Here is a 22128-nt window from a genome sequence, read left to right on the forward strand (position 1 = left end):
TCGGAGGGGGCCGGACTCTCGTGGCCGTTCAGTGGTCGCGCAGCAGCGCCCCGGCGCCCTCGATGCGATCGGTGATCCCGTTGTCCCGCAACGCCATCCACCAGGTGGCGGCATTGATGGCCAGCACCGGTTTGCCCAGCCAGCGTTCGGCCTCGTCGGCCAGCCGCACCATCGACAGGTTGGTGCCGCACTGCACCAGCGCGTCCACCCCGTCCCCGTCGACGCGCCGCAGCGCGGCCCGCAACTCGTCCTCGGTGACATGGGCGATGGATGCGGCGGTGGGACAGCGCAATCCGTCGATGGCGGTCACCTCGAAACCCAGTTCGCCGAAGAACCGCACCACATTGGCGTCCCCGACCGGCTGATACGGGGTGACCACGCCGATGCGGCGCGCCCCGTACAGTTCCAGCGCGCGCCGGCACGCCTCCGCGCCGGTGGCCACCTCGAGCCCGGTCACCTCCTGGATCTGGCGTACGAAGCGTTTGTTGCCTTCGACGCCGCCCCAGAAGGTTTCGGCGGACATGCCCATGACCATGTAGTCGGGTTCGCAGGTCAGCACCCGCTCGCAGGCGCCGACGATCTCCGCGCGGATCTGTTCCAGCAGCCGGCCCATGCCGGCGTCGTCGCTCATGTTCTGGTCGCGAATGTGGATGCGGCCGAAGTGCGCGGTCACCCCGGGCACCCCCATGCGCGCGAAATCCGGTTCCACCACGGTATTGGTGGAGGGGGCGAGCACCCCGAACTTGGCGCGCCAGCCCAGCACGTCGGGCATGGATCGATCTCCTTCTCCGGCGGGCGCCGGTCAGTCGGCGAACAGGTCGCGGGTGCGGAAGGGCGCGGCGGCGAAGCGGCGCGCCACCTTGCCGGTGGTCAGCCACGAGACGTGCGCGCCATTGCGGGTGCGGGTGACCGCGCGCTCGGCCAGCCACGGCGTGACCGTCTCGACCCGGTCGGCGAGGATGTTGAACACCTTGCGCGCCTTGGCCAGTTCGACGGGGTCGGCGTAGCCGTGGGTGAGCAGGTCGGTGGTGACCATGCCCGGGCTCAGCAGGCCGACCGATACCCCCGCGGGCACCTCCGCGGCCAATGCCTTGGTGAGGTAGGTGACCGCGCGCTTGCTGGCCCCGTACACCCCGAGCCCCGGCACGGTCCGGCCGTCGCTGCCCAGACCCTCCATGTTCCAGACGTGCCCGCCCGCACCCGCCGCCATGCCGGCGACGGCCACCGCGCACCCGTTGACGACGCCGAGCAGGTTGGTGTCGAGCACCTTTCGGACCTCGGCCTCGGGCAGCTGCCACAGCGGGGTGCGGTCGTGGGAGACCCCGGCATTGTTGATCCAGATGTCCACGCCGCCGAACCGTTCGACCGCGGCGTTCCAGAGCGCCTGGACCGCCGCGCGGTCGGTGAGATCCGCCGCGACGACCGCCGCCGCGTCACCCAAGGTGGCGCGCGTGGCCTCGAGGCGCCCGGCGTCGGTGCCGCACACCGCGACTCGATGCCCGCGCGCCAGCAGTGCCCGCGCCAAGCCCAGCCCGATGCCGCGGGTGCCGCCGGTGACGACGACGGTGCGGCCGTCCCCTGCCCGGCCGCTCCCGCCCCGCGCGGTGGTCATTCGCGCTCCAGGACGCCGTGCATGACCACCGCGAGCCGGTTGTGGTCGAACAGTTCGTAGACCACCGCCATCGTGGAGCCCGAGCCCATGCCGGGTTCGGCGTTCATCATGAATTCGCGCCCGGTCAGGCGTCGGCCGTCGCTCTGGTGCAGGCGCACGAAATTGGCGCGCCCGTAGGCGAGTCCGTTGCCGTAGACGTCGGGTCCTTCGTGGAACGACCGCGCGCCGTCGCGGCGAATGGTGATGCGGGAATCGGATTCGATGACCCCCGACATGCTCAGGTGGTGTTCGGCGGTGAGCAGATCCAGCGGTTCGATGCTCAATCGCATCCGGGTCTTGCCGATGTCGATCTGATCGGCGGTCCACAGCTCCAGATCGCCGGCGTAGACGCTCTCGTCCTTGGTCGGCACCGTGAAAGTGACCGCACCGCAGCGGGTCTCGGTGTCCACCCGCTGCTCGGCGAGCGCCGGATCGCGGGTGTAGAGGCCGTTGAACACCCCGATCATGGCCGGACCCTGATACAGCACCGAGGAATACACCTGGGTGTCGCCGATGGTCTGGTTCCAGGTGTTGAGCGACACCTGCCAACCGGGCCCGTAGTAGTTGGCGTCGACGAAACCGCCGTAGGGCTGCCCGGATCCGTAGAAGTCGGGCCCGGTGTAGACGCGGTCACCGCCGTTGTCCTGCACCCCGAACTCGAACGGCGCGCCCAGCGCGAAGCGGCCCGCGAGCTTGCCGCCGCCGGTGAGACCGCCGTCCATGTAGTAGGTGGTGGCGCCGTTGTCGAAGACCGAGGAGCGGCGAATGTCCTCGAACCCCAGCCACACTCCCTCGGCGTCGAACAGCGAGGGCCGCCCGATCCATTCGCCGGCGATGCGCTGCTGCCATTCACTGGGTGTGGTGTTCACGCGCGCAGCTCCCCTCGAACCCGTTCGGACTGTTCCGCGCCCAGCAACCGGGTGACCTGGTTCCAGACCGGGTCGACCTCGGGGCTGAACAGATTGGCCCGATTGGCGCTGTCGCGGGCGGCCAGATCGGCCTCGGGTGTGGGAACTCCCTTGTCCACCAGGCTCAACCAGTGCTCCAGATAGGCGGCGACGGTGTCGCCGAGCTTCTCGAACGCGGGTTCGGTGGCCCGGCACACCACCATCCACGGCGACATGAGCGCGCGCTGGCGGGGACCGATGGCGGCCGCGGAGACGCCATCGATCTGCCAGGCCGCGTCCAGCAGCGGGGTCAGCGGCAGATAGCAGGCGTCGAGGTAGCCCAGGTTCACCGCCAGATCCGCGCGCGGAATCAGATCCAGATGCATGGCGAAGTAGTCGCCGCCGTACACCGAGTCGAGGGTGAAATGCGGTACCGCCGAATCCTTTCCAGTGAACGCGAAGATCATGTGAGAGTCCAGCCCGATGGGCGGCACCACCAGATCGACGGTCACGATCTTGTCGATCGGGCCGCCGCGCAGCACGCGCAGCCGCCCCACCGGTTCCGGGGACATGGTGCTGGTCAGGGGCACATCGTCGGCGACGGTCATGCCGAGGGCGGAGGTGAGGGTGTCGAGGGTGCGCGCGCTGAGCGCGGCCGGCAGGCTCATCGGGGATCTCCTGGATTGCGGGCCTTGTGCACCCAGGCACTGGCCAGTTCGGGATTGTCGCGGCGCGCCGGCGAGGCGATGATGGTCGCGCTGCGCTGGGGCGCGCCACCGGTGACCACGTCGTCGCCGCCGACCCACCAGCCGTCCTTGATCAGCTGGGCGCGCCGGCGCCGGTAGGCGACCTGCAAGCCGTCGCTGCGGACATGCAGTTCGTCGGACAGATCGAACGGAAGCAGTTCGGGCCGTTGGGCTTCCACCACCGGGCGGTCCTGCAACAGGATCTTCTCGATGCGTTTGCGGGCATCACGGTCGGCCCACGCGCCGGTGAAGAAATTGCGGAACCCCAGAATCTTGACCAGCGTCCGATCCTGCGACAGCGGGATATTGAAGTCGTAGAGGATCAGATCGCCGATCGGCAGCCGCACATGCAGTTTGACCACATTGGGCAGATACCAGCCGTTGGTGACGGTCACGTACTCCGGGCGCGGCTTGTTGCGAGACAGCCAGCCCCACAAGCCCTTCGGCGGTGGCGGGCTGAGCTGGATGTCGGCCTCGGCCGACCAGTCGTCGGAACGGATACGGAAATCCGGGATCTCGGGCTTGGCGGGATTGCCGAACGCGGTGCCGTGCACGAACGGGGTATGCGAGGCGTCCACGACGTTCTCGAAGGTGCGTTCGTAGTTGGCGTCGATCACCATCTCGGTCTGCACGGCCCGGAAGGCCGGATCGCCCCACTGCGGAATGTCCGGAATGGGCGGCCGCTCGTCCTCGGGCAGATCGCCGAGGAACGCCCACACCATGCCGTGGCGTTCGACGGCCGGGTAGGCGTCCACCCGGGCCTTGCGCGGAATCTTGCGTTCGGACGCATTGGCCGGGATCTTCACGCAGGCGCCGTCACTGTCGTACTGCCAGCCGTGATACGGGCAGGCGATGCAGTCACCGTTGAGCGTGCCCATCGACAGTGAGCCGCCGCGGTGCACACACAGATCCGACAGGCATATCGGCGTGCCCGCCTCGGTGCGGTAGAGCACGAATTCCTGGCCGAGACAGGTGGCCCGGCGAGGTTCGCGCCCCACCTTGTCGGCGAATTCCAGGGCGTACCAGAAGTTTTTGAGCACGCGATCTCCTCAGCGCCGCTCGAGCAGCAGTCCGTCGTCGAAACCCGCGAGCTCTTCGCGCGCGGTCGCGCTGTCCCGCAGGTGGGTGCGCAGGAACAGGGAGGTGAGCCGCGCGAAGGGTGCCAGGGCGTCCGCCTCGGCGGGCCCGTCCAGGAAGGCGCGCGCGGCGGTCGGGTCGGCGTCGGCGATGCCGAAATGGTTGGCGCCGGGCACGACCGCGAGCAGATGATCGCCGTCGGGCAGCGCCTCGGCGAAGGTGCGCGCCACCGGATCCGGGCGATCCTCACCTTCGCCGTAGCGGTCGGCGCTGCCCCTAATCACCCCGTCGTTGGTGCCCACACCCAGCAGCACCGGACACTCCACCTGCGCGGGCAATACCGTGCCTGGATCCCAGCCCAGCATGGTGGCGACCATCGTGTGCGCGCCCCACGCGAACACCGCGCGCACCGACGGGAAGAAACGGGCCGACTGCAACACCACGGTGCCGCCGGCGGAATGACCGCCGAGGGCGACGCGATCCAAATCCAGTGCGCCACGCAAAGGTTCGGTCTCGTTGAGTGCGGCCACGGCATCGAGGAGGGCCGGGATGGTGGGGCAGGTGGGCCGGGTGCCGTACGCGTCCGGCCGGGCGGCGGCCAGATCCACGCCCGGGGTGAGGCCGCGCTGACCGCCGAAGAGCTCGGCGACCCGGTCGAAAGTGACCACCGCGAAACCGGATTCGGCCAGGGCGGTGGCGAAGCGGCGATAGGAATCCTGGCCGACATTGACCCCCGACAGCAGCAGCACCACCGGATACGGCGCATCGGCGGGATCGGGGGCGAACACCCCGGTCAGACGCTCGGCGTCGTCGCCGGAGGCGATCGCGGGGTAGTAGACCTTGAGATGCGCGGTGTCGAAGGGCGCGTCACCGTCGGTGCGCGCCGACCACCACAGGGAGCGGATCAGTCGCATGCTCATCCCACCGGCCTCGGCAGCACGCGGTCCCCGCCCCACAGGGCGCGCACCAGGCGCTGGGTCAACTCGGGCCCGAACATGCGCTCGCCCATGACATTCGCCGGGTCACGTTCGGCGATATTGCGGCGGATGCGCAGGTCGCGGGCGGCCAGCCCCTCGCGTTCGGCGGCCGGCACCGGCTCGGCGGCGTCCACCCAGCCCAGCCACTGCTCGACCTTGGCGGTCAGCAAGGTCTCGACGGTGTCGAGATTGGGGCGCGTCGGCGGGAACGAATAGCAGTAGGCCACCGGCGACAGACTGGCGCGGATGAAACCGGTGCGGCTGGTGAACCAGGTGAAGTCGGGATGATCCTGTTTGAACGCCAGCCACGGCTCGTCGGCGTCGGCGTAATAGCGGTCGTAGTATTCGCCGTCGCCGACCAGATCGCCGCGCGGCACCCCGTCGACGTAGAACCAGCCCTGCGGCCACAGCAGCAGCGCCGAACCCAGATGCGGGACGCGCACGTGCGGGCCGAGCCACGCGGTGAGATGCAGGTTCACGAAACCCGTTCGGGGATCGCCGATCCAGGAATGCACCAGCCAATCGATCTCCGGGCCGGTGTAGGCGGCCAGGCTGCCCGACGGGCCGGTGGCGGGATCGCCGTAGGACTCCAGATCCTCGGTCGAGGGGTCGCGGGTGAGTTCGAAGCGGTCGGCGATGCGCGCCCGCAGGCCGGTCAGCAGGTCACGCCATTCCGAGAAGGTCTCGGTGACATCGGTTCTGGGGTTGGCGTCGACCATCTGCTCGACGTGTTGGACGGTTTCGCTCATGGTTGCTCCGGTTCGGTTGTCACGATGGCGGGTTCGCGGATCAGGGCGACGGTGGCGGCGCGCGGCCGCCCGGCCACCAGATCGGTACCCCTGGACACGGCGCGCTCGACGGCCTGCGCCGGGCGCACCAGGGCGGAAACATGGGAGGCGCCCGCGGGCGCGGTGGTGATCTCGGGGTGGCTGATCACGCCGGTGAACGGGCCCTGCCAGGGGGTCCACAGGGTGAAGTCGGGGCTGAGCGCGTAGACGGCGGCGTCGAGCGCGCCCGTCGGATCCAGCGCTGCCGCCACCACATTGAGGCGGTTCTCCGCGGCCCGCTCGGGCAGGCCGAGGCGGGTCTCCCACGCCTCGCCCCGGGTGCGCGACACGGCCACGACATCGGCGTCCGCGATCGCGGCCAGCCGGAAGGTTTCCGGGAAGACCGCGTCGTCGCCGACCACCAGCGCCAAGCGGCCCCAGGGCAATTCGAAGATCTCGAGTGCGGTGCCCGGCTCGGTCAGCCAGGGGTGGCGGTGCGTGGGGTGGAGCGCGGGCTGCCGGCCGACGACGCCGGCGGCGTTGACCAGCACGCCCACCAGGGCGGCGCCCTCGCGGCGGGTCAGAACCGCGTGTGCGGTCGTGTCGTGCAGCGCCGCGACCACCGCGTCGATCGTCGGGGTGGCCGCACCGGTGGTTTCGGGCAGGACGATCAATTGCGCGCCCGCGCCGGCGGTTTCGGCGATGAGTGCGGGATCGGGTCGCACGGCCGCGACCGACAGTGTCGGCGCGCCCGGACCGCTGCGGCGGGGCGTAATCTCCGCCAGCGGCGAGTACAGGCGGGGGCGGCGTGCGGCCAGCAGGTCGGTGCCGTCGGGGCGGCGTTTGTCGTCGGCCCGGTCGATGTCGATGTCCGCCACCACGATCGCCTCGCCGTCCGCCGGGGCGCGGGCCACGGTGGTGCCGTCCGGGGCGACGATCTGTGATTCCCCGGCGCCGCGCAGCCGCTCCGCGGGGACGCCCAGCCGGGCCGCGATATCGGGCAGCAACTGCTCCGGCAGCAGGGGGCCGACCTTGTTGGCGGCCACCACCCACACCTTGTTCTCGGCCGCGCGTACCGGAATGTGCAGGCTCGCTTCGTCGGTGGCGAAGGAGTTGAGGCTGTTGAGCAGCAGTTGCGCGCCCCGGACGGCCAGCGAGCGCGGCACCTCGCACACCACGCCCTCCATGCAGGCGTACATGCCGATCCGGCCCAGCGCGGTCTCGACGATCTCGGAATCGGTGTCGCCGCAATCGAGATGATCGTTCTCCGCGCCCATCAGGATCTGCTTGTCGGACTCGCCCAGCAGGGTGCCGTCGGGACCGAACAGCAGGCTGGTGCCGGTGGTGCGGCCGTCGTCGCGAGCCAGGGTGACGCCGATCTTGACGTGCATGCGGTGGCGGGCCGCGCGGCCGGCGATGGCGCGCAGGAACGGATCTCCGATCCGGCACGCCATTCGGCGCGCATGAGACCGGTCGGTGTACCACGATAGGTGGTTACAGAATTCGGGCAGCACCACCAGTTCGGCCTCGGCGTCGGCCGCGGCGTCGATCAGGCGCAGGCAGGTCTCGAGGTTGACCGCGACATCGGTGCCCGCGGCGAGCTGGGCGGCGGCGACTCGCGTCATGAACGCGGACCTCCTGACGGATCGTGTTCCGTACAACGAAACGCTGTTTCCAATAGTTGCGATTCTGTACCCGGCTCGCACATCTGTCCAGTGGAGCGCCGAGATTCGCCGCCGGCGAATCGGCGCGCCGGTCAAAAGTGCCTGTTTCCAGGCGGTTACGTGCGCCTTCGCGCTTGACAGCCATCCCGGTCGCGGGTTCAATATGGCAACTGCGAAACCGTGTTTCGATCTGCGAAACGCGTTGGAGGTGAGGCATGACGACACCGAACGCACCCCTGAACATCCCAGCCCACCCGAACGAGGCGGCCTGACATGGCCGGCGACTGTAGCGGCCGACGGGGATTGCTGTGGGCGGTGGCCGCCGCGGCGGCGGGTCCGATGGCCGGATTCGCGATCGTGTTGCTGGCCAAGCCACTCGGTGGAGTGGTCGGACTGCCGGGCGCCGTGGTCGGATATGTCGCCTTGACCGCCGGCGTGCTCGCCGCCATCGGGGTGCTGCCCGCCTGGCAGTGGCGTCTGCTGACCACCGGTCGCCGCGTCGGCGTGGCCGCGGTGCTGGCGGGTGCGGGAGCCGTTGTGGCCGGGGCGATTTCCGCGATTCCCGCGCTGACGTGCGGAGTCCTGGTCGCCGGTGCGCTGTCCGGACCCCTCCTGGTCGCGGCGCGCGCGGTCGTGCCTGCGCGCGAGTTCTATTTTCTGATGGCGACGGGCGGGCTCGCGGGAGCCGCTTTGGCCGGGACGTGCGCCGAGAATCCGGGTTTGCCGCTGATCGTCGCGGGCGGCGTGGCGGCGACAGCGGGATGCGTTCTGGCGGTGTTCGATCCGCCGACTCGTGCGCCCGGGCGCCCCGGCTCTGCCCAACGCGGTCGCGTGGCGGCCACCTCGCCCGGTAGTGCGGCAGCTGCCTCACCTGGAAATGCGGCAGCTGCCCCACCCGGCAGCGCGGCGGCTGCCTCGCTCGGTAGTGCGGCGATCGTCTCGTTCGGCGGCGGCGAGTCGGTGGAAACCGTGGCGTCCGATCCGGTGATTCCGGGCGGTGAGGTCCGCGTCGTCGGGGTCGCGGTCGGAGCGCCGACCGGACAACCGCTGCGCTGGGCTGGGAGCTGTTGTGCCGCTGTGGGATTCGTGATGGGTGCGACGATTCTGCCTGCACTGCATTTGCTGCTTTTCCGCTGGAAAGTGCTCGACGCGCATCAGTGCGGATATGTCGGAGCGGCCCTCGCGGTGGCGTTGGTGGTCGCGTCGGTGCGCGGGTATCGGGCGTCCGCGCTCGCGCCATTGCTGATCCTCGCCGCGGGCGGGCCGTTGCTGGTGGCGACCGCACCCGGCCCGTGGCGGCTGACCGTCGGGATGGCGGTCAGCGTGGCCGCGACCGTACGCGTGCTGGCCACGGTGGATTCGCTGGTGCGACAACAGGTTCCGGACTCCGCGGTGCGCACCTACAGTGCGGTGACCGCCCTCGCGTTCGCCGGTGGCGCGGCGGCCGGGCTGGGAGCGGTCGCTGGTCTTTCGCGGTGGTGGGGGACCGGGACCGCGCTGACCCTGGCGAGCATTCCGGTGCTGGCGGCCGCGGTGCTCACCACCCGCTTGATCCCGCACCCCGGATCGGTGCCGGCCGCGCGGACCGCCACCGTTCTGCCGATCGAAGGAGGCGCACGATGAAATGCGTAGTCACGCGGGGGCGGATCGCGCTCGCGTTCGCCGCGGCGGCGGCCGTGTCCGCCCTGGCCGGACCGGTGTCGCCTGCCTTGGCCGACGAGCCCGCGGCTTTGCAGATCAGCGCGACCACCGATCTGCGCGACGGTCAGCGGGTCACGGTGAGCGGCAGCGGCTTTCAGGCCGGACTCGCGGCCGTGGCGGTGGGACTGTGCAAGCAGGGCTTCACCAACGGCCTGCACGACTGCGACCTCGACGGCGGCGCCACCTTCGTCAATATCGCCGGCGACGGCACCTTCAAAACCCTGACCCTGACGCTGCATCCGCGGTTCAAGGAGATCGACTGCCTGCGTCAGCAATGCGTGGTGGCCGCCGCGCCGCTGCCGGGCACCGAACCGGCGGCGGTGATCGCCGCCAATTCCGCCGCCACACCCATGGCGTTTGCGGGTGCGCAGCTGGCGCCGGCGACCGCGGTGCCGGTGAGCGTCGCCGCGGCATCCACATCCACCGAGACCCGCGGTCCGTCCGCGGTGCTGTGGTCGGTGACGGCGGGCCTGCTGGTCCTCGTCGCCGGAATCGCCTTCGCCGATCGGCGCAGGCTGTAGTGAATCCCTAGGAGGGGACCATGTTTCGAAGAAGCATCCCATTCGGCGCGATGCTGGCTGGGCTCACGGCCGTCGGCCTGTTCGGCGGGGCGCCCGCCCAGGCGGCCTCGGTGTCGGTGAGCCAGTCCGGTGCGGTCGCGGCCGGGCAGTCGATCAGCGTGTCGGTCAGCGGGCTCGCGCCCGATCTGGCGTCGGTGGCGGTCGGGCAGTGCAAGGCGCAGATCAGCGGTCCGGCCGACTGCAATCTGGGCGGTTCGCTGCTGGGCACCGCCGACGATCAGGGCAACTGGTACCCCGGCAGCGTCACGCTCGTCGGCTCCGTCGGCGGCGTGGACTGCACGGCGTTCGCGGGCGCGTGCGTCATCGCGGTGACCAGCCTGACCGATCCGAACAATATCCTGGCCTCGGTGCCGCTCAGCTTCGGGTGAAACCTATGAGACGCAACATCTTCCGGGGTGTCGCGGGCGCGGCGGTCACGGCCGCCGCGCTGCTGGCCTTCGCCCCGCCCGCCACCGCCGCACCCGTCCTGCATCCCACGCCCGCGGGCGACGTCACCGTCGGCGAGATCATCACCGTTGCCCTCGACGGGCTGCCCGCCAATATGCCGACCGTCGCCATCGGCCAGTGCAAGGCGCAGATCGCGCTGCCCACCGACTGCAATCTCAGTGCCTCCCTGCTCGGTAGCGCCGACGCCGCCGGGGTGTGGAAACCCGGTGAGCGCGGCAACACCATCCTGCTGACGGCCTCCATCGGCGGCGTGGACTGCACCACCGCACCCGGCGCGTGCGCCCTCGCCGTCACCAGCCTCACCAATCCGAATGCCATCCTGGCTTCGGTGCCGCTGACCTTCACCACGCCCAAGCCGTCGAAAACCGCTGCCCCGGACAGCGATACCCACTCCTCGCACACCACCGCCTACGTGGTGGGCGGATCCATCGTCATCGTCGTGCTCGCCTTGGCGCTGGCCGTGGCCCTGTTCCGGCGCGGCCGCCGGACCTGACCCGCGCCAGCTCGGGCCTCACCCGAGTGTCACCTTCACAGACGCGCGGGCGGCAAGGCATCCACCTTGCCGCCGCCGCGCCCCTCCCGACTACCGGCATAGGCCCATTCCCGAACCTTGGCCAGCGCCTCGGGCAGCAACTCCACCTCGGCGGGATGATTGAGCACCGGATCGACATAGTCCGGAACATCCCCGGTGGCCGGTTCGATGAGCGTGAGTTTCCCGAGAATCCGCCCGGGCCCGCTACTCGGCCGCTCGAGCAACGTGAACTCCGCCGGATGCTCCGCGAGCCCCGCGACGAAATCCTCCACCCCCGCCGAATGCGGTTGCTCCCCAACGGGTTGCGCATACAACCAGGTCACCGGCCCGCCCTCGAACCGATAGGGCATGAGACTCCCGTAATGCGCCGCATCCCACCCGCGCACCGGCACCGGCACCCACCGCAAGAACGGCACCGTAGCCGCGGTAGCAAACGTGAAATCCCATGGCCGCCCCTCCCGATCCACCACCCGAACCGCCAGCCCCAACACATCCGGCACCCGCCCCGGCAACCCCGTCCCCTTGGACACCCGCGCCACCACCGCCCGCTCCGCACCCCCCATCAACTCCGCGACCCGAGCATCCCCCACCCGCAACACCCCCGTCACCCACCGCCCCTCCGGATGAAACACCCGCCCCCTCCGCAACCGCGCCACCACATCGAAAGCCGTAGAAACCACAGAGTCCGCCACCCCCACAACCCCCGTAGACCGCTGCACCCGACCGCCAATGGATTGAGACATAAGCCCTCCCGAACAGTTCCTCACAGACCCGACCGCAATACCCACCCCACCAACCCCCACACCCTCGAGCCGCCACCCCGCCGACCAGCCCGAGTGCGCTTTGCCGCCGAGCCCACAAAGCGATGCATCTAATCTCTGGACATGGCAGACAATTCCGGCGCCCCGATGACTGATGCAGAAATCAGACAGTTCTTCGCGCTGCTCCAACGCTGGTGCGACACCGAACTCGACCAGTTCACCGCGCTGCTGATCCCGACGCGATACGGCGATGTGTACGCCACCTTCGCCCGCAAGCGCTCCGCCGAATTTCCGCCGGAACTATACGAGCGGTTGCCCGCAACCTGGTTGGGCGACACCGAATAGAGTCCCGCACCAACTCGATCACCCACTGCGCTGCAGGCGGGCGGATTGGAGTCCGCCCGCCGCCGTTGTCCGGTCTCTATTCGGATGTGGAGTCCTCGAAGTAGAACCAGTCGTCGCCGTTTTCCGCAGAGAAGATGTAGGGCCCGTCCTCGTCGTCCTTGGCAGGCTTGTCGGTGTCGGCAGCCTTCCCGGCGCTGGCAGCCCGTACCTTCACTGAGGAGATCTTGTCGTTGAACGCGTCACCGACATAAGGGGTGTCGGCCGTGAATTCCTTGCTGTCGCCGCGGAAGTCGGCGTCGGTGTAGGCGATGACGACGTAGCCGGGGGCGACCTTCAGCGAGCTGACGGTGTCGTTGCCGGCCTGATCCTTTTCCTTCAGACGGGTGATGTTGTACTCGCCTACGTCGAGCGTGCCGCTCTTTCCTTTGTAGTTGCTGTCTACGAACAGCTGAGCTTTTCCAGCGTTGGGGGCATATCAAAACCCTTCCGTCACAACCGAATCAGTACTGAAGGCACTGCATGGATATGGTCACATGGACCGCCGCCGGCCGAAGGCCTCATCGCGCAAAACAACCCAAGGTCCCGTAACCCGGCATAGTAAGCAACCCGGCACCGGCTTCCTCGGTGTGTCGAAACGGACCGGTAGTTCATCGGATCGGCCGAACCCGCCCCCCTGCCTTGAACCACCACTGCCCGTTGGACTTCCGCTACGTCGTCGTGGCTGAAATGGCCGTTCGGAGGGTGCGTAGTGCTTGGTCGTCTGGGCTGTTGGGGTGGGGGAAGTAGATGTAGAGCAGGTGGCCCTCGGGGCCGGTGGCGGCGAGGGTTTCGAAGTTCAGGTGGAGGATGCCGATGTTGTCGACGCGTAGTCGTTTGGCGCCGCTGACGCGGTCGTAGACGTCGTGTGAATCCCACAGGGCGCGAAAGGTTTCGCTGCGGCGGCGGATGTCGGCGATGAAGGGGGCGAGTTCGGTGCCGCGGGTGGCGGCGGTGGCGCGCAGGCCGGCGACGGCTTGCTGGGTGATGTCGTTCCAGTCGGGGTAGACCTGGGGCGCGCGGGGGTCGAGGAAGGTGAACTCGATCAGATTGTGTCCGGCGGTCCATGCCGGGTTGACCCGGGAGGCGAGGTCGGTGGCGGCCAGCACGTCGCGGGCGGGGTTGACGACGAACGCGGGGAGGTCGGTCCAGCGTTCGAGCAGTTGCAGCAGGCCGGGGCGCACGGTGGGGGCGGGGTGGTTGCCGGTGGGGGTGAGGGGCGGTGTCGCGAGGGACCATAGATAGGTTCGCTCGGTGTCGTCCAGGTGCAGTGCGCGGGCCAGGGCCTCGAGGATCTCGCGGGAGGGATGCCGGTCGCGGCCCTGCTCGATACGGGTGTAATAGGAGGGGCTGACCCCGGCCAGCAGTGCCAGTTCCTCACGGCGCAGTCCCGTGACTCGACGTCGTGTGGTGTCGATGACGCCGGCGGAGGCGGCGTCGGCTTTCTCCCGGCGGCTGCGCAGGAAGGCACCGAGCTGGTTGTCGTCGAGAGTCATCCTCGACGACTCTACCGGCAGGCGAATTCGCGAAGCTGACCCTGCGAGAGCCACCCTCACGGGGGAGTGGCACGCTCGCGGGCCCGCTGGTGCCATGAAGGCATGTCGAACGAACGAAACGCAGACTTCGTCGAGCACGGGCCTGGTGAAAGCATGAGCAACACAGGCGCTTTCGTCGTAATCGGTGCGGGCCCTGGCCTGGGCGCCGCGGCGGCTCGCCGGTTCGGCCGCGCGGGACACGCCGTCGGCCTGGTCGCCCGGGACGCCGACCGCTTGGCGGCGATGGCCGCCGACCTGACCTCCGACGGCATCACGACCTCGGCCGAGTCCGCCGACATCACCGACCCCCGCGCACTCGAGGCGTCCCTGGGTGCGCTGCGCGAACAACTCGGTCCGATCCAGGTGGCGCTGTTCAGCCCACGCCCCAGCCTGTCGTGGATCAAACCGGTGCTCGACACCGAACCCTCCGACCTCGCGAACGCGCTGTCGTTGAATGTCGTCGCCGCCGCGGCCGCCGTGCGAACCGTCCTGCCCGACCTGCGCAACCAACCGAACAGCACCCTGCTGTTCACCACCGGGGGCGCCGCCGTCGAACCCCACCGCGACCGCGCGGTATCGGCAATCGCCTACGCAGCCGAATCCGCTTACGTGCGTATGCTCCACGACGCCCTCGCCCCCCAGGGCATACACGCCGCCCAAATCACGATCGTAGGCCCCCTGGGCCCCGGCGCCCTCCACGAACCAGACACGGTGGCCCAGCATTTGTGGTGCATGCACACCGACCGCGGCCAGCCACTGACCGTCCTGCGCTGACAGCGCCACCCAAAGGCTGACCAAGATCAGGGAGTTCCCAGCGCGGAAATTCGAACAAATTCTCGCGCTGACGACTCCTTGATCTTGGTCAGCCGATGTTGCGGCCCGACGAGCACCCTGGCGCTGGTTGGGGTGAAGGCGCAGTCGGGAAGTGGAAATGCTCGTCCTTCGGTGCGGGTGAATTCTCAGGAGGTTGGGTAGGCGCGGGCGGGCAGGCCCGCGGCGCCGGGGCGGAAGGGGGCGGGGGCGTGGGTGACGGTGGTTTGGATGTATTCGCGGAGGCCCTCTTCGGCGTATTCGCGGCCGTGGCCGCTGCGTTTGGTGCCGCCGAAGGGGGCGCGCAGGGACATGCCGGTGCGGTTGTGGGTGTTGATGAAGGTGAAGCCCGCTTCCAGGGCGGTGGCGAAGTCGAAGGCGCGGGATTCGTCGGCGGACCAGACGGAGGCGCCCAGGCCGAGATCGGAATCGTTGACGCGGGAGACGACTTCGTCTTCGGTGCGATAGGTGAGAAGCGGGACGGCCGGGCCGAATTGCTCGTCTCGGACCAGGGCGGCGTGGTCGGGGAGGCCGAGCACCAGGACCGGGTCGACGAAGTAGCCCTCCCCTCCGGGGCTCTTCGCCAGCGTGATGACTTCGCCGCCGTGGGCGGCGGAGTCGGTGATCAGGGCGCGGAGCCGATCGGCGGCGGCGCGGGTGACGACCGGGCCCATGGTGACGGCCTCCTCGGTGGGGTCGCCTACCAGCAGAATGCGTTGTGCGGCAGCCAGATACGCCTCGACGAACTCCGATGCGCGGTGGTCGGGGACGTAGAGGCGCTTGGCGGCCATGCACACTTGCCCGGACGTGGCGAACGAGGCCAGCACGAGGCGGTCGTAATCGGCCGGGGTCAAGGCGAAATCGTCGAGGAAGACGGCGGCGTCGTTGCCGCCGAGCTCCAGCAGCACGGGTTTGAGCGCCTGACCCGCCGCGGCGGCGATGGCCCGGCCCGCGGCGTCGCCGCCGGTGAAGGCGATCTTGCCCACGCGCGGGTGCGCGATGAGCGCGTGCACCAGATCGGGGCCGCCGTGGACGACTGTCGTCTCCGGCAGCAGGTCCGCCACCCGGGTGACCGCCAGCGGGGCCAGCGGGGAGGGCTTGAGTATCACCGTGTTTCCCGCGGCCAGGGCCGGCCCCAGTTTGAGCAGCGACAGGATGATCGGTGCGTTCCACGGGGTGATGGCGGCGACGACGCCGAACGGGGCGGGGGTGAGCCGCAGCCGGCCCCGGGCGTCGTCGAACTCGGTCCCGGTGAACACCGACGGGGCCTGATCGCAGAGCCAGCGCAGATAGGTGGTGGCGAAACCGATTTCACCCCGGCAATCGGCCACCGGCTTGCCTGATTCGCGGGCCAGCAGCAGGGCCAGCTCATCGCGTTCGGCGTCGATGGCGTCCGCCGCGACCCAGATCCGTTGCAGCCGATCCGGCAACGGCACCGCCGACCAGCGGTGAAACCGCCGATGCGCGGTCTCCACCAGATCATCCACCGCCGCGAGCGGGGTGACCGGTATCGTGCCCACGAGTTCGCTTGGGCGCGCGGGGTTCTCGCGCGGGATCATCATGCGGTCGCCTCCAGTGTGTCCAGAAGGCGGGTGCGGCGCCGACGGGCGTGAGCACCCAAGTGTCCAGCACATCGCGCGCGGTTCTCGGTGTCGACTGTCATGCGGTCGCCTCCAGGGAGTCCATCAGGCAGGCGCGGCGGAGATACGCGCGGGCGGCGGCGGGGTCGGTGGCGAGAGCGCGGAGCCCGCGTCGATACTCGTCGTCGTGGCCGTGGAGGCCGGACCAGTTGGCACGGCTGGTGCGCTGTACGTGGTCGACGGCCACTGTGCGCCGCGCCTCGGCCGCCCGGTCCAGCACGGCGTCTGGCGCACCCGCGAGTAGCTCGGCGAGCGCGCCGGCCATGCGCACGGCGTCGTGAATGCCGCTGTTCATGCCGAGCCCGCCGAGCGGGTTGTTCACATGCGCCGCATCCCCCATGAGCAGCACCCGGCCGTCGCGGAACCGACTGGTCACCCGCTCGTGCACGCGGTACAAAGACGCGTGGGCGATATGCCACGGCCGCCCCAGGTCGGCGACACCGTCCAAACGTCCGGCCAGCCGGCCCAATTCGAGCTCGTCGGGGGAATCGGCCGGAGTGGGTAGCAGCACCCGCCAGTGATCCGGCGTCCGCAGCAGCACCAGCCATTCGTCGGGATCGAAGACATAGTTGATGGGTGCGATGCCGGGCAGCGCGGATTCGAGATCCTCGGAGACCGAGGCGACGAGAAATCGCTCGGGATAGGTGCTGCCCTCGAAATCCGCGCCCAACCCGCGGCGCACCGCCGAATGCGCGCCGTCCGCGCCGATCAGCCAGTCGCAGTGCAGAATTCCACGCGAGGTCGTCACCCGGACCCCCGAAGGATCGGCCGCGACGTCCTCGACGGCATGGCCGAAGCGCACGTCGACACCGCCGGGCAGCGCGTCGAGCAGGATCGGCGTGAGCTTGGACTGCTCGCACTGCACCCGGAACGGGAAGTCGGTATCGTTCGCCAACACGCCCAGATCCAGGGTGGCGATCTCCGCGCCGCCGCGCTCACGATACTGAAACGTCTTGGCGACCAATCCTTTCCGCAACAGCGACTCCACCACACCCATCTCGCTCAGCATTTCGAGCGTGGGCGGATGAAAGGTGGAGGCCCGCGATTCCGCGGCCAACTCGGGCCCCTGCTCGAGCACGGTGACATCGATGCCGCGCCGCGCCAGCACCAGCGCGGCGGTCAACCCGACCGGGCCCGCCCCGGCGATCACGACGGTGCTCATGAGCTGTGCAGGGCGAAGCGGCCCTCGACGCCGACCACGCGAGCGCCGGTGAAGAAACGCAACGTCTCCGCCGTCCCCTCCTCGCCCAGCCCGGACACACCCCACGCGGGCCGCGGCGTCATGAGGTGCAGGCTCATGATCGAGGAGCCGTTCACCTTCACCTCGCCCGCGCGAATCCCGCGCGCGACCGCCAGCGCGAACTCCGTATCCGTCCCGCACACATAGGCTTCCAGCCCGTACGGGACGGCATTGGCGATGCTCACCACGTCCTCGACCCGTTCGTAGGTGACCACCCCGGCGACCGGACCGAAGATCTCCTCGGGCGCATCGCCGTCGAGCAGGGCGGGCGCGAAGAAGTTGCCACGCTCCGGCATCGTCCCGAACCGCTGTGCCTCGCGCCCCGCCACCGCCGCCGCGAGCGCGGCGACGTGCCGGGAATGCACCAGCGGGCCCAGCTCGGTCGTCTCGTCCAAAGGTGAACCCACGCAGAGGGTTTCGAGCCGTTTCCCGATCGCCTCGAGCAGCTCGGCCGACCGCGCCGCCGGCACGATCAACCGGCCCAGCGCGCGGCACCACTGCCCGTTGAGGGTCGTCAGCAGTTCGGCGGCCATCCGCGCCGCCGTATCGAGATCCGCGTCCGGCAGCACCACCAGCGGATTGTTACCGCCCAATTCGAGCTGACAGGGCCGAAACAGGGGAGCGGACGCCGCCGCGATCGCCCGCCCGCCCGGCACACCCCCGGTGAACGAGACCGCCCGCATCCGCGGATCGGCCACCAGCCGCGCCCCGGTCTCGGCATCGCCGTGCACCAGCTGGAACATGCCCGCCGGCACGTGTTCGGCAATGGCCTGCGCCAGCACGACCGCGCTGTAGGGCGTCAGCTCGCTCACCTTCAGGATCACCGGACAACCCGCCGCGAGCGCATTGGCCACCTTGTGCGCGGCCATGGGCGCGGGCGCGTTCCACGGCACCAGACACAGGGCCGGACCCAGCGGCAGCCGATGCACCTCGACACCGTCGCGATCCTCGCGCAGCGCCCCCGCCCGCAGTTGCGCCGCCGCCAGCCGGAATGAACCGGACACGATCGCGCCCAGCGGCCGAGTCTGGCGCACGGGAACACCGGTGGCGAAGGCATCGAGCTGGGCGAGGTACTCCACCCGAGGCTCGAGCGCGTCGGCGATCGCGTCGAGCATTCCCGCGTCGATACGCCCCGACGCCCGATCGGCGACCGCCAGCGCCCGCTCGAGCTGCGCGGGCGCGGTGGCGACCGCTGCCGCCAGCTCGGCGCCGGTGGCCGGATCCTCCAGCGTCACCGCGAGTTTCACCCCGGGCGTACTCCATTCGCCGTCCACGAGATCACGAAGTTCGGGCAGCGGTACGGTCATCGTGCGACCTCCGAGGGTGCGGTGGCGAACAATTCGTTGGCGTGCGCGTCGGTGACGATGCGCGCCACCTCGAGCATGCCGCGCTCGGCCGGGAAGGTCATGACCAGACCCATCGCCAGATCCCGCACGGCCCGCCCCGCGACCCCCGTCATCGAGGCCGCCGACGTCCCGCCCGCCTTGAGCGCGCCCACCGCCACCCGGAAGCACGCCTCGGTCACCGCCCCCTTGCCCAGCCGCCACTGGGTGAAGACCTCCTGCTTGGGCTTGAACGGCACCTCCGCGGTCTCCACCGCCAGCTGATACCGCAGCCACAGATAGGCGGTTCGCAGATCCCGTGTCATCTCCCCGAACAACACCTGATGCACCGGCGAGGACGCGATCGACTCGCCCGTGTCGGCGAAGCGCCGCGTCGTGGTGGCGGTGAGGATCTCGTCGTAGACCCGCTGCGCGCACCCGGTGTACACCGCCGCGATGGCCAGCTGATTGCCCACGAAACTACCCCGGCTCATGGTCAGCATCTTGGTGAAAGCCTTCGGCACACCGAGGGCTTCGTCGTCGGCGACGAACACGTCGTCGAGCCGGATACCGTTGTTGGCGGTGGCGCGCATCCCCAACCCGTCCCACGGCGCGCGCACGCTCACCCCTGCCGCGTCGCGGGGCACGAAGAAGGTCGCCAGTCCCTCCGCGGTGTCGTATCCCTCCAGCTTGGCGGAGGTCAGATAGTAGTCCGCGACTCCGGTAGCGCAGCCGAAAGATTTCTCGCCGTTGAGAATCCAGCCGCCATCGACCTTGCGCGCCGTGGTGGCGATGGTGATGTTCGCGCCCGAGGTCTTCACCGATTCGGACGCGAAGTTGGCCAGCCACACGCCTTCACCCATACGGGTCAGCACCTTCTCGGCGAAGGCCCGCACCACCGGAATCTCGGCCTCGTCGAACAGGCCCGCGTCGATCGCCTCCAACGGCAGCAAACCCCGTGAGGCACTGGTGTTGTGGAAGAAATACGCCAATGCGGTCGACGGGCAGGCGGTGCCCATGGCGAAGGTGGCCGCCGCCAGATCGCGCAGCGTGCCCCCGAGCCCGCCGAACTTCTCCGGCACCACCAGCCCCAGCAGCCCGGCCTCCCGCAGCAGCGACACATGCGACGCCGGAAACGCGGCGCTGGCATCGGCTTGCTCGGCGGCGGCGCGCAGGGCCGGCAGCACCGACTCCACCCGTTGCGCGCGTTCGCGTTCCGCGGCGGTCATGTCCTCGACCAGTCGTTGTCCGGTCAGCTCTGCGGTGGTCATCGGGTGATCCCCTCGTGATAGGTGCGGTCGTGATAGATGAGCGGGGCGGTCGGACGCGGGGTGGCGGCGTCCTGCACCAGCCCGAGCACGATGGTGTGATCGCCGGCCGGATAACACGCCGCCACCACGCAATCCACCCAGGCGACGGCATCGGACAGCACGGCCGCGCCGGTGGTCGCCGTTCCCCAGTCGCCCAGCGCGAACCGGTCGGAGCGGGCGGGACCGGAGAAGCGGCGGCCGATCTCCTCGTGGTCGCGGCCGAGTACGTTGACCGCGAAAACCCCACTGGCGCGGATCAATCGGCAGGTGGCGCCGCCGGATGCCACGCATACCGAGACGAGGGGCGGATCCAGCGCCACACTGGTGAACGAGCTGGCGGTCATGCCGTGGCGGCCCCCGTCCTCGGCGTGGGTGGTGACCACGACGACCCCGGTCGCCCACTGCGCCAGCACCGTCCGGAGATACTGCGGCTCCATCTCTGCCCCGTTTCGGTAGTGGAAACGCCGTTACGCACAAGGTAACGCTGGGCGGGGGTGGGCGCAAGCGGAACAATGGGGGATGGTGTTTCCCACAGGGAAATGCGCCGCCTACACTGGCCGCGTGCCCGAAACCGAATCCGACAGCCAGAGCCGGTCGATCGCGGCGGTCGAACGCGCCATGGACGTGCTGCTGCTCTTCGGCCGCAGCGGCCGCGCCGACCTCGGGGTCACCGAGATCGCCAATGAGCTCGGCATCACCAAAGCCGCTGTGCACCGCATACTCACGGCCCTGCGCAGCCGCGAACTCATCACGCTGGAACCCACCACCCGCCGCTACGCGCTCGGGCATGCCGCGATGGCGCTGGGGCGGGCGTATCTGGCGCGCACCGATCTTCGGGTGATGGCCGGCCCGGAACTGCGGCGACTGGCCACCCTCACCGGCGAGACCGCGACCCTGTCCATCCGGCGTGGCGACACGCGCATGTACGTGGACCAGGTGGTGCCCGATCAGGAACTGCGCATGGAAGTCGCACTGGGACAGCCGTATCCGCTGCACGCGGGCAGCTCCTCCAAGGCGATCCTGGCCTATCTGCGCAAGGAGGAGATCGACGAGTATCTCGGCCGGCACGAGCTGAGCGCGTTCACCGATGCCACCATCACCTCGCAGCGCAAACTGCGCGCCGAGCTGACCACGATCCGCAAGCGCGGTTACGCGGTCTCGCTGGGGGAGCGGCAGATCGGCGCGGCCTCGATCGCCTCGCCCATTCTCGATCACGACGGCGGCGTGGTCGCGGCGGTGAGCGTGTGCGGCCCGCTGTCGCGATTCGAGCCGCGCCTGGACGAGTACGTCCCGATGCTGCTCAAGGCCGCCGGCGCCTTGTCGACCCAGCTCGGTTACAGCGGTTAGAGTTTCGCGCCCGGCTTGAACACCCCGAGCGCCGCGGCCGTGAGCACGCTGCCCCAGATCACCCACACATAGGGCAGGCAGCCGTTCACGCTGCGGCGCAGCACGGATTCCACCTCGGCGCTCGAACCCTCCACCTGGAGACGGCCGAACGCGGCGCCGAAGGGCCGCAAGGTGATCCGAATGCCCAGCCCGGCGGCGATGGCGGCGGTGTAGAGCAGAATCTTGCCGCCCAGCCAGCGCGGATCGGTGGTCACGCCGAAGGGGTTCGTGGCGACCAGCGTGTACGCCCCGGCCGCCGCCATGCCCGCGATCACCAGGAACCGGATGCCCAGATCGGCCCGGTACACCGAGGCGATCCGCCCGTGCGTCCGGTGCGCGACGATCGCCAACGTCAACCAGACCGCCGCGAACAACCACACCGACACCACGAACCACCAAGGGAACAGGGCGATTCCGAACAGCGTCGCCCCGTGCGGCGCCATGGCCATCAACGTGACGCCGCTGGGCAGAAACAGCACCAGGCAGATCTTGGGCCCCAGATCCAGCCCGCTCATGATCGCCAGCGCGGTCGCCCGCGCCGCCGGGGTGCGCGCCGGATCGATGACGAACCGGCTGGAGTAGAACACCCCCAGATCCCCGCCCAGCCAGAAGACGAACAGCACCAGGTGCAACAGAATCCACCAGCCGTAGTGATGCGGGCCCATGTCGTTCCTAACCACGATGAGACGAAAGAGTCGAGCGGCGAAGGTAGG

General features: G+C 69.5%; 24 protein-coding genes. 7 read left to right on the forward strand and 17 right to left on the reverse strand.

The genetic code is table 11. The features are described from left to right. Positions 1 to 28: 28 nt before the first annotated feature. The 8 genes from D7D52_RS27885 to D7D52_RS27920 are packed head-to-tail and all read right to left on the reverse strand — an operon-like array spanning position 29 to position 7730. Positions 29 to 772, reverse strand: coding sequence for a maleate cis-trans isomerase family protein (locus tag D7D52_RS27885; RefSeq protein WP_120741056.1), 744 nt, complete (start codon positions 770 to 772; stop codon positions 29 to 31). A gap of 30 nt (positions 773 to 802) precedes the next feature. Beyond that, complete coding sequence (locus D7D52_RS27890) at positions 803 to 1612, reverse strand: SDR family oxidoreductase (RefSeq protein WP_120741058.1); 810 nt, start codon at positions 1610 to 1612, stop codon at positions 803 to 805. Continuing rightward, on the reverse strand, positions 1609 to 2520 hold the full coding sequence (locus D7D52_RS27895; protein ID WP_120741060.1) for a hypothetical protein: 912 nt from the start codon (positions 2518 to 2520) through the stop codon (positions 1609 to 1611). The genes D7D52_RS27890 and D7D52_RS27895 overlap by 4 nt, the downstream gene beginning before the upstream one ends. Further along, positions 2517 to 3206, reverse strand: a complete 690-nt coding sequence (locus D7D52_RS27900; protein ID WP_120741062.1) for a hypothetical protein — start codon at positions 3204 to 3206, stop codon at positions 2517 to 2519. Before D7D52_RS27900 ends, D7D52_RS27895 begins: the two co-directional genes overlap by 4 nt. Continuing rightward, entirely contained in the window at positions 3203 to 4324 is a 1122-nt protein-coding gene (locus tag D7D52_RS27905; protein WP_120741064.1) for an aromatic ring-hydroxylating dioxygenase subunit alpha, read from the reverse strand. Before D7D52_RS27905 ends, D7D52_RS27900 begins: the two co-directional genes overlap by 4 nt. Positions 4325 to 4333: 9 nt before the next feature. After that, a complete protein-coding gene (locus D7D52_RS27910; protein WP_246023339.1) occupies positions 4334 to 5281 on the reverse strand; it encodes an alpha/beta hydrolase family protein in 948 nt (315 codons plus the stop codon). Beyond that, complete coding sequence (locus tag D7D52_RS27915) at positions 5278 to 6087, reverse strand: oxidoreductase (protein WP_120741068.1); 810 nt, start codon at positions 6085 to 6087, stop codon at positions 5278 to 5280. The genes D7D52_RS27910 and D7D52_RS27915 overlap by 4 nt, the downstream gene beginning before the upstream one ends. Beyond that, the gene (locus D7D52_RS27920) at positions 6084 to 7730 is read right to left on the reverse strand and encodes a nitrilase-related carbon-nitrogen hydrolase (protein WP_120741070.1); all 1647 of its coding nucleotides are present in this window, start codon (positions 7728 to 7730) and stop codon (positions 6084 to 6086) included. The genes D7D52_RS27915 and D7D52_RS27920 overlap by 4 nt, the downstream gene beginning before the upstream one ends. A 312-nt stretch (positions 7731 to 8042) precedes the next feature. Between D7D52_RS27920 and D7D52_RS27925 the strand changes: the two genes are divergently transcribed. Genes D7D52_RS27925 through D7D52_RS27940 form a run of 4 tightly spaced genes read left to right on the forward strand, consistent with a single transcriptional unit; the run spans position 8043 to position 10991 of the window. Next, positions 8043 to 9392, forward strand: coding sequence for a hypothetical protein (locus D7D52_RS27925; protein WP_120741071.1), 1350 nt, complete (start codon positions 8043 to 8045; stop codon positions 9390 to 9392). After that, positions 9389 to 9991: a neocarzinostatin apoprotein domain-containing protein gene (locus D7D52_RS27930; RefSeq protein ID WP_120741072.1), complete on the forward strand. Its 603-nt coding sequence runs from the start codon at positions 9389 to 9391 to the stop codon at positions 9989 to 9991. The genes D7D52_RS27925 and D7D52_RS27930 overlap by 4 nt, the downstream gene beginning before the upstream one ends. 20 nt (positions 9992 to 10011) lie before the next feature. Continuing rightward, positions 10012 to 10419: a neocarzinostatin apoprotein domain-containing protein gene (locus D7D52_RS27935; RefSeq protein ID WP_120741075.1), complete on the forward strand. Its 408-nt coding sequence runs from the start codon at positions 10012 to 10014 to the stop codon at positions 10417 to 10419. Positions 10420 to 10424: 5 nt separating this feature from the next. After that, the gene (locus D7D52_RS27940; RefSeq protein ID WP_120741077.1) at positions 10425 to 10991 is read left to right on the forward strand and encodes a neocarzinostatin apoprotein domain-containing protein; all 567 of its coding nucleotides are present in this window, start codon (positions 10425 to 10427) and stop codon (positions 10989 to 10991) included. A gap of 35 nt (positions 10992 to 11026) precedes the next feature. Here D7D52_RS27940 and D7D52_RS27945 read toward each other — a convergent pair whose 3' ends face one another. Beyond that, positions 11027 to 11638 carry a phosphodiesterase gene (locus D7D52_RS27945; protein WP_162958597.1) on the reverse strand — a complete coding sequence of 204 codons (612 nt, stop codon included), beginning with the start codon at positions 11636 to 11638 and terminating at the stop codon, positions 11027 to 11029. A gap of 276 nt (positions 11639 to 11914) precedes the next feature. Between D7D52_RS27945 and D7D52_RS27950 the strand changes: the two genes are divergently transcribed. Continuing rightward, the gene (locus tag D7D52_RS27950) at positions 11915 to 12136 is read left to right on the forward strand and encodes a hypothetical protein (protein ID WP_120741081.1); all 222 of its coding nucleotides are present in this window, start codon (positions 11915 to 11917) and stop codon (positions 12134 to 12136) included. Between the two features lie 76 nt (positions 12137 to 12212). Here D7D52_RS27950 and D7D52_RS40425 read toward each other — a convergent pair whose 3' ends face one another. Both D7D52_RS40425 and D7D52_RS27955 read right to left on the reverse strand, forming a co-directional pair. After that, on the reverse strand, positions 12213 to 12584 hold the full coding sequence (locus tag D7D52_RS40425; protein ID WP_425464694.1) for a peptidase inhibitor family I36 protein: 372 nt from the start codon (positions 12582 to 12584) through the stop codon (positions 12213 to 12215). 259 nt (positions 12585 to 12843) lie between these two features. After that, positions 12844 to 13668 carry a helix-turn-helix transcriptional regulator gene (locus D7D52_RS27955; RefSeq protein ID WP_120741084.1) on the reverse strand — a complete coding sequence of 275 codons (825 nt, stop codon included), beginning with the start codon at positions 13666 to 13668 and terminating at the stop codon, positions 12844 to 12846. Between the two features lie 153 nt (positions 13669 to 13821). On the opposite strand from D7D52_RS27955, the gene D7D52_RS27960 reads away from it, so the two are divergent. Next, positions 13822 to 14481, forward strand: a complete 660-nt coding sequence (locus D7D52_RS27960) for an SDR family NAD(P)-dependent oxidoreductase (protein ID WP_120741086.1) — start codon at positions 13822 to 13824, stop codon at positions 14479 to 14481. Positions 14482 to 14666: 185 nt separating this feature from the next. On the opposite strand, the gene D7D52_RS27965 is transcribed toward D7D52_RS27960, so the two are convergent. From D7D52_RS27965 to D7D52_RS27985, 5 genes are all read right to left on the reverse strand, one after another. Next, the gene (locus tag D7D52_RS27965; protein ID WP_120741088.1) at positions 14667 to 16079 is read right to left on the reverse strand and encodes an aldehyde dehydrogenase family protein; all 1413 of its coding nucleotides are present in this window, start codon (positions 16077 to 16079) and stop codon (positions 14667 to 14669) included. 97 nt (positions 16080 to 16176) lie between these two features. Continuing rightward, on the reverse strand, positions 16177 to 17319 hold the full coding sequence (locus D7D52_RS27970; RefSeq protein ID WP_120741090.1) for an FAD-dependent oxidoreductase: 1143 nt from the start codon (positions 17317 to 17319) through the stop codon (positions 16177 to 16179). Continuing rightward, the gene (locus D7D52_RS27975) at positions 17316 to 18704 is read right to left on the reverse strand and encodes an aldehyde dehydrogenase family protein (RefSeq protein WP_120741092.1); all 1389 of its coding nucleotides are present in this window, start codon (positions 18702 to 18704) and stop codon (positions 17316 to 17318) included. The genes D7D52_RS27970 and D7D52_RS27975 overlap by 4 nt, the downstream gene beginning before the upstream one ends. Further along, positions 18701 to 19990, reverse strand: a complete 1290-nt coding sequence (locus tag D7D52_RS27980) for an acyl-CoA dehydrogenase family protein (RefSeq protein ID WP_246023340.1) — start codon at positions 19988 to 19990, stop codon at positions 18701 to 18703. The genes D7D52_RS27975 and D7D52_RS27980 overlap by 4 nt, the downstream gene beginning before the upstream one ends. Next, positions 19987 to 20466, reverse strand: coding sequence for a flavin reductase family protein (locus tag D7D52_RS27985; protein ID WP_120741099.1), 480 nt, complete (start codon positions 20464 to 20466; stop codon positions 19987 to 19989). The genes D7D52_RS27980 and D7D52_RS27985 overlap by 4 nt, the downstream gene beginning before the upstream one ends. Positions 20467 to 20590: 124 nt before the next feature. Between D7D52_RS27985 and D7D52_RS27990 the strand changes: the two genes are divergently transcribed. Beyond that, entirely contained in the window at positions 20591 to 21376 is a 786-nt protein-coding gene (locus D7D52_RS27990; protein ID WP_120744522.1) for an IclR family transcriptional regulator, read from the forward strand. Here the strand turns inward: D7D52_RS27990 and D7D52_RS27995 are convergent. After that, positions 21373 to 22095, reverse strand: a complete 723-nt coding sequence (locus tag D7D52_RS27995) for a hypothetical protein (RefSeq protein ID WP_246023342.1) — start codon at positions 22093 to 22095, stop codon at positions 21373 to 21375. The genes D7D52_RS27990 and D7D52_RS27995 overlap by 4 nt on opposite strands. Positions 22096 to 22128: the final 33 nt, after the last annotated feature.

Origin of the sequence: Nocardia yunnanensis (assembly GCF_003626895.1) — a bacterium.
GTDB classification, from domain to species: domain Bacteria; phylum Actinomycetota; class Actinomycetes; order Mycobacteriales; family Mycobacteriaceae; genus Nocardia; species Nocardia yunnanensis.

Excerpts from the sequence above, each read along its gene's own strand:
- D7D52_RS27920 (WP_120741070.1), bottom strand. The coding sequence starts at position 7,730 with ATGACGCGAGTCGCCGCCGCCCAGCTCGCCGCGGGCACCGATGTCGCG.
- D7D52_RS27930 (WP_120741072.1), top strand. The coding sequence starts at position 9,389 with ATGAAATGCGTAGTCACGCGGGGGCGGATCGCGCTCGCGTTCGCCGCG.
- D7D52_RS27890 (WP_120741058.1), bottom strand. The coding sequence starts at position 1,612 with ATGACCACCGCGCGGGGCGGGAGCGGCCGGGCAGGGGACGGCCGCACC.
- D7D52_RS27915 (WP_120741068.1), bottom strand. The coding sequence starts at position 6,087 with ATGAGCGAAACCGTCCAACACGTCGAGCAGATGGTCGACGCCAACCCC.
- D7D52_RS27985 (WP_120741099.1), bottom strand. The coding sequence starts at position 20,466 with ATGGAGCCGCAGTATCTCCGGACGGTGCTGGCGCAGTGGGCGACCGGG.
- D7D52_RS27960 (WP_120741086.1), top strand. The coding sequence starts at position 13,822 with ATGAGCAACACAGGCGCTTTCGTCGTAATCGGTGCGGGCCCTGGCCTG.
- D7D52_RS27965 (WP_120741088.1), bottom strand. The coding sequence starts at position 16,079 with ATGATGATCCCGCGCGAGAACCCCGCGCGCCCAAGCGAACTCGTGGGC.
- D7D52_RS27980 (WP_246023340.1), bottom strand. The coding sequence starts at position 19,990 with ATGACCACCGCAGAGCTGACCGGACAACGACTGGTCGAGGACATGACC.
- D7D52_RS27950 (WP_120741081.1), top strand. The coding sequence starts at position 11,915 with ATGGCAGACAATTCCGGCGCCCCGATGACTGATGCAGAAATCAGACAG.
- D7D52_RS27900 (WP_120741062.1), bottom strand. The coding sequence starts at position 3,206 with ATGAGCCTGCCGGCCGCGCTCAGCGCGCGCACCCTCGACACCCTCACC.
- D7D52_RS27925 (WP_120741071.1), top strand. The coding sequence starts at position 8,043 with ATGGCCGGCGACTGTAGCGGCCGACGGGGATTGCTGTGGGCGGTGGCC.
- D7D52_RS27910 (WP_246023339.1), bottom strand. The coding sequence starts at position 5,281 with ATGAGCATGCGACTGATCCGCTCCCTGTGGTGGTCGGCGCGCACCGAC.
- D7D52_RS27955 (WP_120741084.1), bottom strand. The coding sequence starts at position 13,668 with ATGACTCTCGACGACAACCAGCTCGGTGCCTTCCTGCGCAGCCGCCGG.
- D7D52_RS27935 (WP_120741075.1), top strand. The coding sequence starts at position 10,012 with ATGTTTCGAAGAAGCATCCCATTCGGCGCGATGCTGGCTGGGCTCACG.
- D7D52_RS27970 (WP_120741090.1), bottom strand. The coding sequence starts at position 17,319 with ATGAGCACCGTCGTGATCGCCGGGGCGGGCCCGGTCGGGTTGACCGCC.
- D7D52_RS27940 (WP_120741077.1), top strand. The coding sequence starts at position 10,425 with ATGAGACGCAACATCTTCCGGGGTGTCGCGGGCGCGGCGGTCACGGCC.
- D7D52_RS27975 (WP_120741092.1), bottom strand. The coding sequence starts at position 18,704 with ATGACCGTACCGCTGCCCGAACTTCGTGATCTCGTGGACGGCGAATGG.
- D7D52_RS27885 (WP_120741056.1), bottom strand. The coding sequence starts at position 772 with ATGCCCGACGTGCTGGGCTGGCGCGCCAAGTTCGGGGTGCTCGCCCCC.